Origin of the sequence: Microbacterium sp. 4-7 (genome assembly GCF_014332665.1) — a bacterium.
Classification (GTDB): domain Bacteria; phylum Actinomycetota; class Actinomycetes; order Actinomycetales; family Microbacteriaceae; genus Microbacterium.
Window position 1 is genome coordinate 704382 of the sequence record NZ_MCRH01000001.1, and the last position, 15033, is coordinate 719414.

Consider the following 15033-nt stretch of genomic DNA (forward strand, 5'->3'; position numbering starts at 1 on the left):
GCGGTGCGTTTCTGGCCCCGCACCGAACGAGCGGATGCCTCAGCGGCACCCGCGCGTTCGCGCCTACTTCGCGAGCTGCTCGGCGATGCCGGTGTACGAGGCGGGGGTCAGGGCGAGCAGACGCTGCTTCGCGGCATCCCCGATCTCGAGTCCCTCGACGAACTCCGCCAGGTCCGCGGCGCCCACGCGGTGACCGCGGGTGAGCTCCTTCAGCAGCGCGTAGGGGTCGCTGATCGACGAGCGGCCGGCGACGACCTCCGCGCGGATGACGGTCTGGATTGCTTCGGCGAGGACTTCCCAGTTCACGTCGAGGTCGGCGAGCAGCACGTCGCGCGAGAGCGAGATGGCGTTCAGACCGCGACGCAGGTTGTCGATCGCGAGCAGCGAGTGGCCGAACGCGACGCCGATGTTGCGCTGCGTCGTCGAGTCGGTGAGGTCGCGCTGCAGTCGGCTGGTGACGAGGGTCTGTCCGAGGGATGCCAGCAGGGCGCCGGAGATCTCGAGGTTGGCCTCGGCGTTCTCGAACCGGATCGGGTTGATCTTGTGCGGCATCGTCGACGATCCGGTCGCGCCCGCGACGGGGATCTGCGCGAAGTAGCCGAGCGAGATGTACGTCCAGATGTCGGTGGCGAGATTGTGCAGGATCCCGCCGGCGTGACGCACGCGATCGTAGAGCTCGACCTGCCAGTCGTGCGACTCGATCTGCGTCGTCAGCAGGTTGAAGCCCAGACCCAGGCCCTCGATGTACTCGCGCGAGATGGTGGGCCAGTCGGCGTCGGGGTCGGCGGCGATGTGCGCCGACCAGGTGCCGGTCGCGCCCGAGAACTTGGCGAGGTAGTCGGATGCTGCGATCTGCGCGCGCACGCGCTCGAGACGCCACGCGAAGACGGCGAGCTCCTTGCCCATGGTCGACGGAGTGGCCGGCTGACCGTGGGTGCGGGAGAGCATCGCGGCGTCGGCGTGCTCGGCGGCCAGCTCGCGGAGCTTCGCGATCACGACGTCGAGACCCGGCAGCCAGACCTCCTCGACCGCGCGCTTGACGGTCAGGGCGTAGGACGCGGAGTTGATGTCCTCGCTTGTGCAGGCGAAGTGGGTGAGCTCGGCGATCGCGTCGAGGCCGAGGGCCGACAGGCGGTCGCGCACGAGGTACTCGATCGCCTTCACGTCGTGCTGCGTGACGGCTTCCTTCTCGGCGAGCCAGTCGATCTCGGCCTGGCCGAAGTCGCGGTAGAGGGCGCGCAGGCGCTCCTTGTCGGCATCCGACAGGGGGCTCGTCTCGAAGAGCGAGCGGTCGGTGAGCGCGATCAGCCACTCCACCTCTACCTCGACACGGGCGCGGTTGAGGCCGGCCTCCGAGAGGAAGTCGGCGAGGCCGGTGACGGCGCCGCGGTAGCGACCGTCGAGGGGGCTCAGCGGCTGGGGCGGGAGCGAAGGCTGGAAAGTCAGGGGAGTCCTCCTGATCGGGCCCCGGGAGTGCGGGGCGTGCGGGGCTGGCGGAGAGCCGGCTCGAGCTGGCGGAACAGCCCGCGAGTCGCGGTCTCAATCATACCGAGCACTGAATCGAACATCTCGGCGCCGGCGTAGTAGGGGTCGGGGACATCCTGGCTGTGCGCGTCGGGGTCGAAGGCGAGCAGCAGGGTGACCTTGCCCTCCTCGTCCTCGTTGGCGGCCCACTCGCGCAGGATGCGCTCATGAGTGCGGTCGAGGGCGACGACGAGGTCGTTCTCCGAGAAGGAGGAGAAGGTGAACTGCTTCGCGCGGTGGAGTGAGCCGTCGTAGCCGCGGCGGCTGAGGGAATCGAGAGTGCGGTGGTCGGCCCGTTCGCCGAGGTGCCAATCGCCTGTTCCCGCGCTGCGGGAGACGATCCGCGAGCCGAGACCCTGACGTTCCGCGAGATCGCGGAACACCACCTCCGCCATCGGAGAACGGCAGATGTTCCCCGTGCACACGAAGATCACGCGGAAGGGATCCGGGGATGTCACCGTCCTATTCTGCCGGTCGCAGCCCGATCGCGCGATGCCGGAGATCCCGGGCCGGGCGGGCGCACCCGTTCTGCACCGGTGCCGCGACCGAGCCATCTGCTCACGAGGCCCGAGATCCGAGGGGCGTCCGCACATCGCAGCGGCAGTGGATCGCGGATGCTGGGCGCATGTACTCCTTCGCACTCGCACAGACCGGCGCCGCAGACACCGCCTGGGCCCAGTCCCGCGCCGTGGCAGCGCTTCGCAGCGCCGTCGAGGCGCTCGACGACGTGCGCGCATCGCTCGCCGTCCTCACCGCCGACACCGACTGGCACTCCGACGGGGTGCGCGCGATGCAGCACTCGCTCGACGATCTCCGACGGAGGACACGCGTCGAGGCATCCGAGATGCGCAGCCGTGAGTCAGAGGCCGAACGGATCGACGTCTCATGACAGGGCTGACGATCGACCACGGGGGAGCGATCGCCGTCGACCCCGACGTGCTGCGCGATGTCGCTCACCGCATCGATGCCGTCGCCTCCCGTTATGACGATGCGCGTTCGGCCATCATGCGAGCGCATCGGATCATCGTCGACACTCCCGGCTTCAGCGAGCACGTCGACACGGTGGGGCTGTGGGCGTCGGGCGAGCACGTCGCTCGACTCCACTCCGAGTGCCAGGAGACCGCCGAGTCCACCCTTGTCATGGCCGACGCCTACGAATACGTCGAGCTGCGAGCGGAGGCCGAGATGCTCGCGCAGACCGATCCGAGCACGGCGCAGCGGCTGACACGACGAGCCGATCGTCTTGCTGCGTCGGACGAACGCATCTCGAAGATGGCCGACGACCTCGTCGCTGAGTGGCGCGCCAGACGCTTCGAAGGCCTCACGGGCAACCTCGTGACGCCCGCCCTGTACGACCACGTCTTCGGGACCGCCGCGCTCGTCGGGGCGTTCTCGGGGTTCGGCAAGGTGCTCCCCGGCGAGAGGCTGCAGGGCACGGCCGACCCCGTCACGGTCTCGCCGGTGAAGTCGTCCTCGCCCCAGGGGGCGCCCTCGGGCCTGGCGGGAGCCTTGAGGCGCATGCCGGGCGCCGTCGGAGCGCAGGTCGCCGTCGAGAAGTACTCCTTCGCCGACGGCACCACGAAGTTCGTCGCCTACCTGGAAGGAACGCAGAGCGTCGCATGGGGAGGTGCGCAGCCGTGGGACTCCAAGTCCAACGCCGAGCTCTACACCGGGAAGAGATCCGCGTCGTATCAGGCGACGATCGAGGCGCTCGAGGCGGCGGGGGCGCAGCCGGGCGATGAGGTCGATGTCGTCGCCCATTCGCAATCGGCCATGGTCGCCGCTCACCTCGCGATGGAGAGCCCGTTCGACGTGCAGATGCAGATCACGGCGGGAAGCCCGGTCGAGCCGACCCTGGATGACGACCAGACCATCATCCAGCTGCGTCATTCCGACGACGTGGTCTCCGGGCTGGCCGGCGGAGGATCGCCCGAGGGGACCGGGTCGGATGACAGCATCACCCTGCTCACTGAAGGAACCCCGCAGGACACCCTCGGGGACCTGACGGTCGACGCGCACCACCTCGACACGTACATCGACACCGCGGAGATGGCCGATGAGCTCAGCGACCTGCGAATCGATGCGATGCACGAGTTCTGGCGCGAACTCGACACCGCCGAGGTGGTCGAGCGCACCGAGTATCAGGCCGAGCGTGTCGGATGACGGCCGCGCGAGGTGCGCCGGCGGGCGTCAGTCCCGACGCTGCTTCTTGCTCTGCGGACGCAGGATGAAGCCGAAGACACCGTTGATCAGCGAGATGATGAGCGCGGCGAGCACGCCCCACCAGAAGCTGCCGACCGTGAGACCCCAGCCGAACCCGCTCGTGATCCACGCCGTGAGCCACAGCAGGAAGCCGTTGATCACGAAGCCGATCAGTCCGAGGGTGATGATGTACAGCGGGAACGCGACGATCTTCACCACCGTGCCGATGACGGTGTTCACGAGCGCGAAGATCGCGGCCACCGCGAGCAGGGTCAGCACGAGCTGCAGGGTCTCGCCCGGCGCGAACGCCCTGATCTGCACCTGCAGGGCGGGGATCAGCGTCACGACCCAGAGGGCGAACGCGTTGACGACGACTCGGATGATGAAGCGCATAGTCCGTCCAGTCTTCCATGTGGGGCGCGGGAGCGCCGCGGAATCTAGACTCATGACTGTGACCGACCCGATCCTTCCGCGCATCCGTCCCGCCATCGCCGCCCTGGCGCCGTACCGACAGGGCAAGCAGGCGGGCCCCGACGCATTCAAGCTCTCGAGCAACGAGAACCCGTTCGAGCCGCTTCCGTCGGTCGCCGCGGCGCTGCAGCACACGACGCCCATCAACCGATACCCGGATGCCACCGCCGGCCGCCTTCGCGTACGACTCGGTGCACGGTACGCCGTCGAGCCCGACCAGGTGCACGTGGCTGCGGGCAGCGTCTCGATCCTCCACCAGCTGATCCTCGCGACCGCCTCCGTGGGTGACGAGGTCGTCTACGCCTGGCGCTCGTTCGAGGCCTATCCGAGTCTGCCGCTCGTCGCGGGCGCGACCGGGGTGCAGGTGCCGCTGACGCCCGACTCCCGTCACGATCTCGACGCGATGGCTGCGGCGGTCACCAAGCGCACGCGTGCCGTCATCCTCTGCACCCCGAACAACCCGACCGGTCCGATCATCACGAGCGACGAGTTCGCGACGTTCGTCGAGCGCGTCCCCGCCGATGTGCTGATCGTCCTCGACGAGGCCTACGCCGAGTTCGTGACGGTGCCCGGGGCGGTCGACGGTCTCGCCGAGCGGGTGTTCGAGCGGCATCCGAACGTCGTCGTGCTGCGCACCTTCTCGAAGGCCTACGGACTCGCGGGCCTGCGCATCGGATACGCGATCGGCAACGAGAAGGTCCTCGATGCCGCGCGCACCACCGGCATCCCGCTCTCCGTCACGTCGGCAGCCGAGAACGCCGCGATCGCGAGCCTCGACGCCGAGTCCGAGCTGCTCGAGCGCGTCGCGGTTATCGTCGAGCGCCGCACGCGCCTGCTCGAGGGGCTGCGTCGGCAGGGCTGGGACGTGCCCGACTCGCAGGCCAACTTCATCTGGCTGCCCACCGGCGAGCGCACCGACGAGGTCGCCGCCGCATTCGTCGCCGCCGACCTCATCGTGCGCCCGTTCCCGGGTGACGGCATCCGCATCTCCGTGGGCGAGGAGGCATCCGTGGCGCGCGTGCTCGAGGTCGCATCGTCACTGCGCTGATCCGCGCCGTTCCGCCGTTTCTCCGGGTTCCCGGCAGATGCGAGGACGTCCTAGGTATGCGTGACCGGGCATGCGCGCGCGGGTAGCGTGGGGGTCGTGACCTCGTCAGAGACTGAACTCGTCCGCGTCCTGGATCAGGATGGCCGCTTCACGCCGAGTCCGGCTGCTGAGCAGTATCTGTCGTTGATCGAGGCGATCAGCGACGCCGAGCTCGAGCAGTTCTACCGGGACATGGTGGTCATCCGCGCGATCGACACCCAGGCCACCAACCTGCAGCGACAGGGACAGCTGGCGCTGTGGCCGCCGAGCCGTGGGCAGGAGGCCGCCCAGGTCGGTTCGGCCCGCGCCGCCCGCGCCCAGGACACGCTCTTCCCGTCGTACCGCGAGCACGCCGTGACGCGCATCCGCGGCGTCGACCCCGTCGACATCATCAAGCTGATGCGCGGTGTCTCGCACGGCGGCTGGGATCCGACAGACCCCAAGAACGGCAACACCCGCCTCTACACCCTGGTTCTCGGCTCGCAGGTGCTGCATGCAGCCGGCTACGCGATGGCGTTGAACTTCGACGGTCGATCCGGCACCGGCGACGTCGACAAGGACGAAGCCGTCATCGTCTACTACGGCGACGGGGCGTCGAGCCAGGGCGACGTGCACGAGGCGATGGTCTTCGCCGCGAGCTACCAGGCTCCCACCGTCTTCTTCCTGCAGAACAACCACTGGGCGATCTCGGTGCCGGTCGCGACGCAGTCGCGGGTGCCGCTGGTCGAGCGCAGCGCCGGCTACGGCATCCCCAGCGTCCGCGTCGACGGCAACGACGTCCTCGCCAGCTACGCCGTGTCGCGCGTCGCTCTCGACGAAGCCCGCAGCGGCCAGGGTCCCCGGGCTATCGAGGCGGTCACGTACCGTCTCGGCGCGCACACCACCAGCGACGACCCCACGAAGTACCGCGGCTCCGACGAAGAGCAGTCGTGGGCGCTGCGAGACCCGATCGACCGCATGCGCGCCTTCCTCGAGAACAGGGGAGCGGCGGGGCAGTTCTTCGCCGACGTGGATGCCGAGGCGGCCGACGCCGCCGAGGACCTGCGTTCACGCAGCGTCGAGCTCGGATCGCCGACCGCAGACAAGATCTTCGATCACGTGTACAGCGACCCGCATCCGCTCGTGGCGGAGCAGAAGGCCTGGCACACGCGCTACGAGGCATCGTTCGAAGGAGACGGCAAGTGATGGACTGCCTTCAGGATTCTCGGCCAGGAGCGACTTTCGCGGCCCGCGCTGCGCGCAGTGGCCGCCGAACGTGCGTATGGCCGCAGAAGTTCACGACGTCGAGGACGGTGCACGCATGACCCTCGAGACGATGCCCCTCAGCAAGGCGCTGAACTCGGGCCTGCGCCGGGCGCTCGAAGACGACTCCAAGGTCCTGCTCATGGGCGAGGACATCGGCAAGCTCGGCGGTGTCTTCCGCGTCACCGAGCACCTGCAGCGCGACTTCGGCGACCGCCGCGTGCTCGACACCCCCCTCGCCGAGTCGGGGATCGTCGGCACCGCGATCGGGCTCGCGATGGCCGGGTTCCGTCCGGTGATCGAGATCCAGTTCGACGGTTTCGTGTTCCCCGCGTTCGACCAGATCACGACCCAGCTCGCCAAGCTCACGAACCGCCACGAGGGCAGGATCAGCCTGCCCATCGTGATCCGCATCCCCTACGGCGGGCACATCGGAGCGGTCGAGCACCACCAGGAGAGCCCTGAGGCCTACTTCGCGCACACCCCCGGCCTGCGGGTGGTGTCGCCGTCGACGCCGAACGATGCCTACTGGATGATCCAGGAGGCCATCGCGTCGAACGACCCGGTGATCTTCATGGAGCCGAAGAGCCGCTACTGGCAGAAGGGCGAGGTCGAGCTCGACGCGTCCGCCGCCCCGCTGCACTCGTCTCGCGTCGTGCGCACGGGATCCGACGTCACGCTCGTCGGACACGGAGCCATGGTCACGACCCTGCTGCAGGCGGCCGCGCTCGCCGAGGCCGAGGGCACCAGCTGCGAGGTCGTCGACGTGCGGTCGCTGTCTCCGGTCGACTACGAGCCCATCCTGAGCTCGGTGCGCAAGACCGGACGCATGGTCTACGCCCAGGAGGCCCAGGGCTTCGTCAGCATCGGCAGCGAGATCGCCGCGACCGTCATGGAGCGCGCCTTCTACGCGCTCGAAGCTCCCGTGCTCCGCGTCTCGGGATACGACACTCCGTTCCCGCCCGCGAAGCTCGAGGGCACCTACCTCCCTGACGCCGACCGCATCCTCGAGGCCGTCGACCGTTCGCTCGCCTACTGATCTCACCCTGATCTCACCGTTCCGAAAGGACCGCACATGAGCACGCAGAACTTCAACCTCCCCGATGTGGGCGAGGGCCTGACCGAGGCCGAGATCGTGGCATGGAAGGTCGCGCCGGGTGACTCCGTCGCCATCAACGACGTCATCTGCGAGATCGAGACCGCCAAGTCGCTCGTCGAGCTGCCGTCGCCGCACGCCGGAGTCGTCGGCGAGCTGCTCGCCGCCGAGGGCGCGACCGTCGAGGTCGGCTCGCCGATCATCACCTTCGTGACCGATGCGCGCGACGACGCCGGACCCGGCAAGATCGCCACCGCCGAGGCCCCCGCGCCGGAAGAGGGCGGCGGATCGGTTCTCGTCGGCTACGGCACGGGCGGCGGTGCGACGTCGCGGCGCAAGCGTCCGGCGGAGCGCCCGGTGCGCTCGTCGGTCGGCGTGATCGCGAAGCCGCCGATCCGCAAGCTCGCCCGCGATCTGGGCGTTGACCTCACCACGGTCACGCCCACCGGAGCCGACGGCGAGGTGACTCGCGACGACGTGATGACCCACGCCTCGCAGGCCAGCGTCTTCCGCAACATCGAGACGCCCGAGTGGGGCGCCGTGCGCGAAGAGACCGTGCCCGCGCCGCAGAGCACGCCGGCGGGCCTCGCCCGTGGAGTGTCGGCAGCGCCGGCATCCGCCCCGGTGTCCGACGACCGCACCGAGTCGATCCCCGTGAAGGGCGTGCGCAAGGCGACCTCGTCGGCGATGGTGCAGAGCGCGTACTCCGCTCCGCACGTCACCGTGTGGAAGGAGATCGACGCGAGCCGCACGATGGAGCTCGTCAAGAGGCTCAAGGCATCGCCTGACTATGCCGACATCCGCGTCTCGCCGTTGCTGATCATGGCCCGCGCCGTCATCTGGGCCGCCCGTCGCACCCCGATGGTGAACGCCGCGTGGATCGAGACCGAGGGCGGCGCGGAGATCGCGGTGCGTCACTACGTGAACCTCGGCATCGCCGCGGCGACGCCTCGCGGTCTGCTCGTGCCGAACATCAAGGACGCGCAGGACCTCAGCATGAAGGACCTCGCCCGCGCTCTGAACAGGCTCACCCTGACGGCGCGCGAGGGCAAGACCAGCCCCGCCGACCAGCAGGGTGGCACGATCACGATCACCAACATCGGTGTGTTCGGGATGGATGCCGGTACCCCGATCATCAACCCCGGCGAGGCGGGCATCGTGGCCATGGGCACGATCAGCCAGAAGCCGTGGGTCGTCGACGGCGAGGTGCGCCCCCGCTGGGTGACCACGGTCGCCGGCTCGTTCGACCACCGCGTGATCGACGGCGACGGAATGAGCCGCTTCATCGCCGACGTGGCATCCGTGCTCGAGGAGCCCGCACTGCTCGTGGAGTGAGGCGGACAGCGGGGATACAGTGGCGGAGAACCGTGATGACCGCCCCGACAGAACGGACTCAACGCGGATGAGGATCGAACCGACTGCCATCACCCTCGGAACCTCCGGCCTCGGCCGGCATTCGGAGCCGGGATCCGCCGAGGAGAGAGCGGCCGTCGATGTCGCCATCGACCTGCTCACGAGCCGGCACGGGTTCGTGGACACGTCGAACAACTACTCGGCCGGTCGATCCGAAGCCGTCATCGGCATCGCGCTGCGCGAGCTGGGGATGGACGGTTCGCGAGTCATCTCGAAGGTGGATCAGGACCCTGAGACGGGCGTGTTCGACCGAGACCGCGTCCTCCGCTCGTTCGAGGAGACGACCGCGCGGCTCGGGGTCGACCGGCTTCCGCTGTTGCACCTGCACGACCCGTACTCGGTGTCGTTCGAGGACACGATCTCGATCGGCGGCGCGGTGCAGGGGCTCATCGAACTGCGGAGCGCCGGCGTGGTGGACGCGATCGGTGTGGCGGCGGCTCCGGTCCCGCTGATGGCGAAGTACGTCGAGACGGGGGTGTTCGACGCCGTGCTGATCCATAACCGATTCACGCTCGTGGATCACTCGGCTGAGAGTGTGTTCGCCGACGCCAAGGCACGCGGCATGGCCGTGTTCAACGCCGCGCCGTTCGGTTCGGGACTGCTCGTCAAGGGGCCGCATTCCGGTGCGCAGTACGCCTATCGACCGGCCGGCGAGGAGCTGCTGAGGTGGACCGAGCGGTTGCAGCACGTCTGCGCCGACCATGGAACGTCGATGGCTGCCGCAGCCCTGCACTACTCGCTGCGGTCCCCGCTGGTCGACTCCACAGTCGTCGGGGTGTCGAGACCGCATCGTCGTGAGCAGATCGACGAGCTGGAGCAGGCGGAGGTCCCGGAGGCGCTGTGGGGCGCCATCGAGAGCCTGGGGTCGGCGCCTTCCCCGGTGGACGACAGCGACTACGCCTGACGCAGCTCCGCGAGCGCAGTGATCTGCGCGGTGCCGGGGTCCCAGTGCCGCACACTGCGCGCGTGAGCGTGGATGTCGCCGCCGATGAGATCCAGCGCGTCCGCCAGATCGGTGACCCGCAACCGTCGGGCGAGGGCGACGTGCGGCATCCACTCGCCCGGCGCGGTATGCGGGGCATCGTCACCCGGCCCGACGGCGGAGAGGATCGTCTCGCGGAGGTGGATCAACTCCGCACGGGGAACGATGCTCCGCGCCAGCACACGGCGATCTCCGGAGCCGAAGAGCAGGGGAGCGCCCAGCGTGATCGGGAACGACGGGATGCCGGCGAAGACATCTGGTCCGGGCGGTGACAGGTCGACGCGTGCGACCAGCGTGATGTGAGGGCGGTTGCTCGCCGACGTGTGCCCCGCGAAGCTCGACAGGCCGCGCGCCGCGAGAGCATCCCATTCGGCCCGGACCACGGCCTCGGCCTCTGCGTCGAGGAGCAGTTCGATCGATGACGGGGAGCGCTGCGGCTCTGGTTCTCGCACGACGTCAGCTCACCGCGCTGAGCCGCCGCTCCGCGAGCAGCGGCACGGCCACCTCGCGCGCCGCCCTGCGCGCGGTCGCGACGGCGCCGATCGAGACGACCTCGGCGCCCAGCGTCGAGGCGAGGATCTCGGGTGCCGGCAGGTGCAGCTGGGCCGGCAGCACCTCGCGCGCAGCCGTGAGAACGGGGGCGATGCTCTCGGCCACCGCCCCGCACACGATCACGCGGGAGGGGTCGTACATGCTGCCGAGCACGCCGACCACACGGGCGAGCGTCGCGCCGACGCGGGAGGTGGCCAGGAGCGCAGCGGCATCGCCAGCTGCCGCCGCCGTCAGCACGGCGCGGGGGTCGATGCGGTCCTCGCGTGCGAGCCGCCCGATCGGGGATTCGAAGGAGATCTCGCCGCTCTCGACCGCCGCCCGCACCTGATCCTGCAGGGCGTAGCGCAGACCGAAGGCCGAGCCGACGCCGATGATGTGGTCGAACACGACACCCTCGCCGACTCCGCCGTGAGCGCCGTGCAGCACGTGGCCGTCGACCACGACGCCGCCGCCGAAGCGTTCGCTCGCGAGTAGGGCGACGTAGTCACGGCATCCGATGGCTGCGCCGGCCGAGCCCTCGGCGATCGCGGCGAGCTGTGCGTCGTTCTTGATCTCCACGACGGGGGCCCAGTCGGCGAGCGCCTCGGCGAGACCGGGGTTCGTGCGCTCCCAGAAGCCCTCGGGATGCGGCGGAGAGATGCCCGCCCGGTCGACGGGCGCGGCGACGCCGACGCAGATCGCGAGCACCGCCTCGCGCGAGACCTCGGCCTCGGCGAGCGCGTGCTGCATCTGGTCGAGGATCGTGGCGCGGCGTGCCGCCGCGGTCTGTGTCGGGTCGAGGTCGGTGCGGTGGTGCACGAGAGTGTGGTCGGTGGGGTCGGCGACGGTCACCGCGAGGTGGGTGTCTCCGGCATCCACCCCGATGACGACGCCCAGGTCGGATGCCAGCACGAAACGTCGCGCCGGGCGTCCTGCGCGGTAGCTTCCGGCGGCGCGGGCGTTGGGCAGCTCGCGCAGCACCCCGGCGTCGACGAGGGTGTCGATCCCGTCGATCGCTGTGGAACGGGTCAGCGAGGTGCTCGCCATCGCCTCGGTCGCGGTGAACTCCCCGGCCGCCCAGGCGAAGTCGAGGATGGCGCCGACGCTGGCTCGTCCGGTGCCGAGACCTGCGGAGACTTCTGTCACGGGCCTTGACCTCACTCTCGTCCAGATGAGAGAGTACCGTTCATCGAAGTAAATTCGCTCACTAGATTTAGTCTGCGGATCTACAGGACGAAAGGACGACGGTGTCTGTGAAACCCCCACGCCCGGCGCAGCTGGTGGCCGGTGCGGCCGCGCTCGCCCTGGTCGGAGCGGCTCTGACCGGCTGCTCGACGGCCGGCGGAACCGAGACCATCCGCTTCACGTTCAGCAAACGCGAGGCGATCGAGTTCATGACAGAGCTCGTCGCCGAGTACAACTCCTCGCAGGACAAGGTGCGCGTCGAGATCGACACCTCGGGTGTCGACGTCGTGTCGGCGAGCTTCGTGCGCGGCAACCCGCCGGACATCATGCTGGCCAACTACAACTACGAGATCGCCCGGTTCGTGCAGCGCTGCGCGCTCACGGATCTCTCCGACACCGAGGCCGCCTCGACCATCCGCGACGACCTGCAGCCGCTCATGGAGCAGTACGGCTCGTGCGAGGGGCGCACGAGTGCGCTGCCGTACTCGGTGATGGGCGCGTCGGTCATCTACAACAAGCAGATCTTCGACGAGCAGGGCCTCGAGGTCCCGCAGACGTGGGACGAGCTGCTCGCCGTGTGCGATCAGCTGAAGCAGGCGGGGATCGACCCCTTCTACGCCACCTTCAAGGACGACTGGACCGTCGCGCAGGGCTGGTACGACTACACCGCCGGCGGCTCGGTCGACGTGATCGACTTCTTCGACACCCTCGCGGAGGAGGGGACCGAGGTCGGTCCCGACTCCGAGGTGTCGTTCGAGAAGGACTTCGCCGAGCCCATGGACCGCATGATGACCCTCGCGACCGAGTACACCAACGCGGATGCCGCGAGCCGCGGATACGGCGACGGCAATCTCGCATTCGGCAAGGGCGAGGCGGCGATGTACCTGCAGGGGCCGTGGGCGTTCAGCGAGATCGAGAAGACGGCTCCCGACCTCGACCTCGGCACCTTCCCGCTGCCGATGACCGACGATCCCGCCGACCTCGGCGTGCGCGTCAACATGGACCTCGCCGCGATGATCCCCGAGGGGTCGCAGCACCAGGAGGCAGCAGGTGACTTCCTCGAGTACCTGTTCCAGCCCGAGAACATCGAGGCCTACAACGCGTCGCAGCTCGGGTTCACCCCGACGAAGGACGCACCGGCCCCGGACGACCCTCGGATCGAGGGAATGATCGAGTACTACGACAACGGCCAGATCTATCAGGGACCCTCGGTGCTCGTGCCCCGAACCCTGCCGGTCTTCAACTACGCGCAGGCGATGGTGCTGGGCGCGTCCCCGACCTCCACGTTGCGCACCATGGATGCCGACTGGGCGAGGATCGCGTTCCGCGCTCCCATCCCGTCGACCCAGGACAACGCCTCCGGTGAGGACTCAGCATCCGGCGAGACAGAGGAGTCCACGCCATGACGAACACCGCTCTGCCCAACCCGGCAGCCCCCAACCCCTCGTCGTCGAGGCCGACGGCGGGCACGATCACGAAGCCCAACACCCCCACGACCGACACCACGGCGATCATCACGGGAGGCACCCGCAAGCTCGGTCGCCGCACCCGCAAGGTCGAGCCGATCTACTACCTGTTCCTGCTGCCGACGCTGGTCATCTTCACGCTCGCGATCACCGTGCCCGGCATCATGGGCATCTTCTTCAGCTTCACCGACTCGATCGGCATCGGCGAGTGGAGCTTCAACGGGCTGACCAACTACATCGCGATGTTCAGCGACCCGGCCATCCTGCAGAGCTACCTGTTCACGTTCGGTTTCTCGATCGCCACGGTGATCGTCGTCAACGTGATCGCGTTCCTGCTGGCGGTCGGGCTGACCTCCCGCATCCGGTTCAAGACGGGGCTGCGCACGATCTTCGTGATCCCCATGGTGATCTCGGGCATCATCATCGCCTACGTCTTCAACTTCCTGTTCTCGAACTCGATCCCTGCCGCGGGTGCCGCCACCGGCATCCCGTGGCTCTCGACCAGTCTGCTCGCGAATCCCGATCTCGCGTGGGTGGCGATCGTCATCGTCACCGCGTGGCAGGCGGTTCCGGGCACACTGCTCATCTACATCGCCGGCCTGCTCTCGGTGCCGGGCGAGGTCTACGAGGCAGCCAGCATCGACGGAGCGAACAAGAGGCAGCAGCTCTTCCGCATCACGCTTCCGCTCGTCGCGGGGTACGTGGTGATCAACGTCATCCTGGGCTTCAAGGGCTTCCTCAACGCCTACGACATCATCGTCGGCCTCACCAACGGCGGTCCCGGCACCGCCACCCGCAGCGTCGCGATGACGATCATCGCGGGCTTCAACGGCGGCGACTACGCCTACCAGATGGCCAACGCGACGATCTTCTTCATCGTCGCCGTGCTCATCTCCCTGCTGCAGCTCTCGCTGACCCGCGGAAGGAACGCACTCTGATGTCGACGCAGACACTCACCACCATCCCCACCTCGGGCAAGAAGCCGCGCGTCCGCATGGAGCGTGTCAACTGGTCGGGCACGATCATCCTGATCCTGTGTGCCGTCACCGTGCTGCTGCCGCTGTACGTCACGATCTCGATGGCGTTCAAGACCACGGGTCAGGCAGTCGACGGCAACGCGTTCTCGCTGCCGGCGCCCTTCAGCATCGACGGGTTCGTCGAGGCCTGGAATCTCACGAAGTTCCCGGTCGGCGCGGGGATCTCGCTGCTGGTCACGGCCGGCACCGTGATCGCGACGATCGTGCTCGCGGCCTTCGCGTCGTACGCGATCGTCCGCAACTGGGACCACCGCCTGTTCCGCTGGTCGTTCTTCTACCTGCTCGCCGCGATGTTCATCCCGTTCCCCGTGGTGGCGCTGCCGCAGATCCAGCTGACCGGCTGGGTGGGACTCGACAACCCGTTCGGCGTGATCATCCTCGCGACGATGTTCCAGCTGAGCTTCAGCGTGCTGCTGTTCACCGCGTTCCTGCGATCGATCCCGATCGAGCTCGAAGAGAGCGCCCGCATCGACGGCGCCACCACCTGGCAGACGTTCTGGCAGCTGATCTTCCCGCTGCTGGCGCCGATGAGCGCGACGGTCGGCATCTTCGCCTTCCTCTACGCCTGGAACGACTTCATGATGCCGTCGCTGATCATCTCCGATCCCGCGCTGCAGACGCTGCCGGTGCGGCAGAACCTCTTCCAGACCCAGTTCAGCAACAACTACAACGTGTCGTTCGCCTCGTACCTCATGGCGATGGCCCCGGCGATCCTGGCCTACCTGTTCACGCAGCGCTTCGTCATGGAGGGCGTCACACAGGGCGCCGTCAAGGGCTGACACGTCGCACACCCCAGA

At 68.5% G+C, this 15033-nt stretch carries 15 protein-coding genes; 10 read left to right on the top strand and 5 right to left on the bottom strand.

The annotated features are described in order from the left end of the window. Nucleotides 1–63: 63 nt before the first annotated feature. Together purB and BEP68_RS03365 are read right to left on the bottom strand one after the other, a co-directional pair. Nucleotides 64–1446 (bottom strand): adenylosuccinate lyase, encoded by a 1383-nt coding sequence (gene purB / locus BEP68_RS03360; protein WP_056275439.1) that lies wholly within the window; start codon nucleotides 1444–1446, stop codon nucleotides 64–66. Beyond that, nucleotides 1443–1919 (bottom strand): low molecular weight protein-tyrosine-phosphatase, encoded by a 477-nt coding sequence (locus BEP68_RS03365; protein ID WP_230100954.1) that lies wholly within the window; start codon nucleotides 1917–1919, stop codon nucleotides 1443–1445. The genes purB and BEP68_RS03365 overlap by 4 nt, the downstream gene beginning before the upstream one ends. 230 nt (nucleotides 1920–2149) lie before the next feature. On the opposite strand from BEP68_RS03365, the gene BEP68_RS03370 reads away from it, so the two are divergent. Together BEP68_RS03370 and BEP68_RS03375 are read left to right on the top strand one after the other, a co-directional pair. Further along, the gene (locus tag BEP68_RS03370) at nucleotides 2150–2413 is read left to right on the top strand and encodes a hypothetical protein (RefSeq protein WP_072592106.1); all 264 of its coding nucleotides are present in this window, start codon (nucleotides 2150–2152) and stop codon (nucleotides 2411–2413) included. After that, the gene (locus tag BEP68_RS03375) at nucleotides 2410–3687 is read left to right on the top strand and encodes a hypothetical protein (protein ID WP_187249207.1); all 1278 of its coding nucleotides are present in this window, start codon (nucleotides 2410–2412) and stop codon (nucleotides 3685–3687) included. Before BEP68_RS03370 ends, BEP68_RS03375 begins: the two co-directional genes overlap by 4 nt. Nucleotides 3688–3714: 27 nt before the next feature. Here BEP68_RS03375 and BEP68_RS03380 read toward each other — a convergent pair whose 3' ends face one another. After that, nucleotides 3715–4119 carry a phage holin family protein gene (locus tag BEP68_RS03380; protein ID WP_053098140.1) on the bottom strand — a complete coding sequence of 135 codons (405 nt, stop codon included), beginning with the start codon at nucleotides 4117–4119 and terminating at the stop codon, nucleotides 3715–3717. Between the two features lie 52 nt (nucleotides 4120–4171). Between BEP68_RS03380 and BEP68_RS03385 the strand changes: the two genes are divergently transcribed. From BEP68_RS03385 to BEP68_RS03405, 5 genes are all read left to right on the top strand, one after another. Next, nucleotides 4172–5245 (top strand): histidinol-phosphate transaminase, encoded by a 1074-nt coding sequence (locus BEP68_RS03385; RefSeq protein WP_187249208.1) that lies wholly within the window; start codon nucleotides 4172–4174, stop codon nucleotides 5243–5245. Nucleotides 5246–5341: 96 nt separating this feature from the next. Then, nucleotides 5342–6469, top strand: a complete 1128-nt coding sequence (pdhA, locus tag BEP68_RS03390; RefSeq protein WP_053099303.1) for a pyruvate dehydrogenase (acetyl-transferring) E1 component subunit alpha — start codon at nucleotides 5342–5344, stop codon at nucleotides 6467–6469. A gap of 115 nt (nucleotides 6470–6584) precedes the next feature. After that, nucleotides 6585–7565 carry an alpha-ketoacid dehydrogenase subunit beta gene (locus BEP68_RS03395; protein ID WP_053099302.1) on the top strand — a complete coding sequence of 327 codons (981 nt, stop codon included), beginning with the start codon at nucleotides 6585–6587 and terminating at the stop codon, nucleotides 7563–7565. 36 nt (nucleotides 7566–7601) lie between these two features. Further along, nucleotides 7602–8957: a dihydrolipoamide acetyltransferase family protein gene (locus BEP68_RS03400; RefSeq protein ID WP_053098139.1), complete on the top strand. Its 1356-nt coding sequence runs from the start codon at nucleotides 7602–7604 to the stop codon at nucleotides 8955–8957. Nucleotides 8958–9024: 67 nt separating this feature from the next. After that, the gene (locus BEP68_RS03405; protein ID WP_187249209.1) at nucleotides 9025–9939 is read left to right on the top strand and encodes an aldo/keto reductase; all 915 of its coding nucleotides are present in this window, start codon (nucleotides 9025–9027) and stop codon (nucleotides 9937–9939) included. On the opposite strand, the gene BEP68_RS03410 is transcribed toward BEP68_RS03405, so the two are convergent. Further along, on the bottom strand, nucleotides 9930–10469 hold the full coding sequence (locus BEP68_RS03410) for a 2'-5' RNA ligase family protein (protein WP_187249210.1): 540 nt from the start codon (nucleotides 10467–10469) through the stop codon (nucleotides 9930–9932). The genes BEP68_RS03405 and BEP68_RS03410 overlap by 10 nt on opposite strands. Nucleotides 10470–10473: 4 nt before the next feature. Beyond that, nucleotides 10474–11694 (bottom strand): ROK family protein, encoded by a 1221-nt coding sequence (locus BEP68_RS03415; RefSeq protein ID WP_187249211.1) that lies wholly within the window; start codon nucleotides 11692–11694, stop codon nucleotides 10474–10476. 101 nt (nucleotides 11695–11795) lie between these two features. Here BEP68_RS03415 and BEP68_RS03420 point away from each other — a divergent pair, with 101 nt between their 5' ends. The 3 genes from BEP68_RS03420 to BEP68_RS03430 are packed head-to-tail and all read left to right on the top strand — an operon-like array spanning nucleotide 11796 to nucleotide 15015. Continuing rightward, on the top strand, nucleotides 11796–13139 hold the full coding sequence (locus tag BEP68_RS03420) for an ABC transporter substrate-binding protein (protein WP_083569407.1): 1344 nt from the start codon (nucleotides 11796–11798) through the stop codon (nucleotides 13137–13139). Continuing rightward, complete coding sequence (locus tag BEP68_RS03425; protein ID WP_230100920.1) at nucleotides 13136–14137, top strand: carbohydrate ABC transporter permease; 1002 nt, start codon at nucleotides 13136–13138, stop codon at nucleotides 14135–14137. Before BEP68_RS03420 ends, BEP68_RS03425 begins: the two co-directional genes overlap by 4 nt. Beyond that, nucleotides 14137–15015, top strand: coding sequence for a carbohydrate ABC transporter permease (locus tag BEP68_RS03430; RefSeq protein ID WP_053098134.1), 879 nt, complete (start codon nucleotides 14137–14139; stop codon nucleotides 15013–15015). Before BEP68_RS03425 ends, BEP68_RS03430 begins: the two co-directional genes overlap by 1 nt. Nucleotides 15016–15033: the final 18 nt, after the last annotated feature.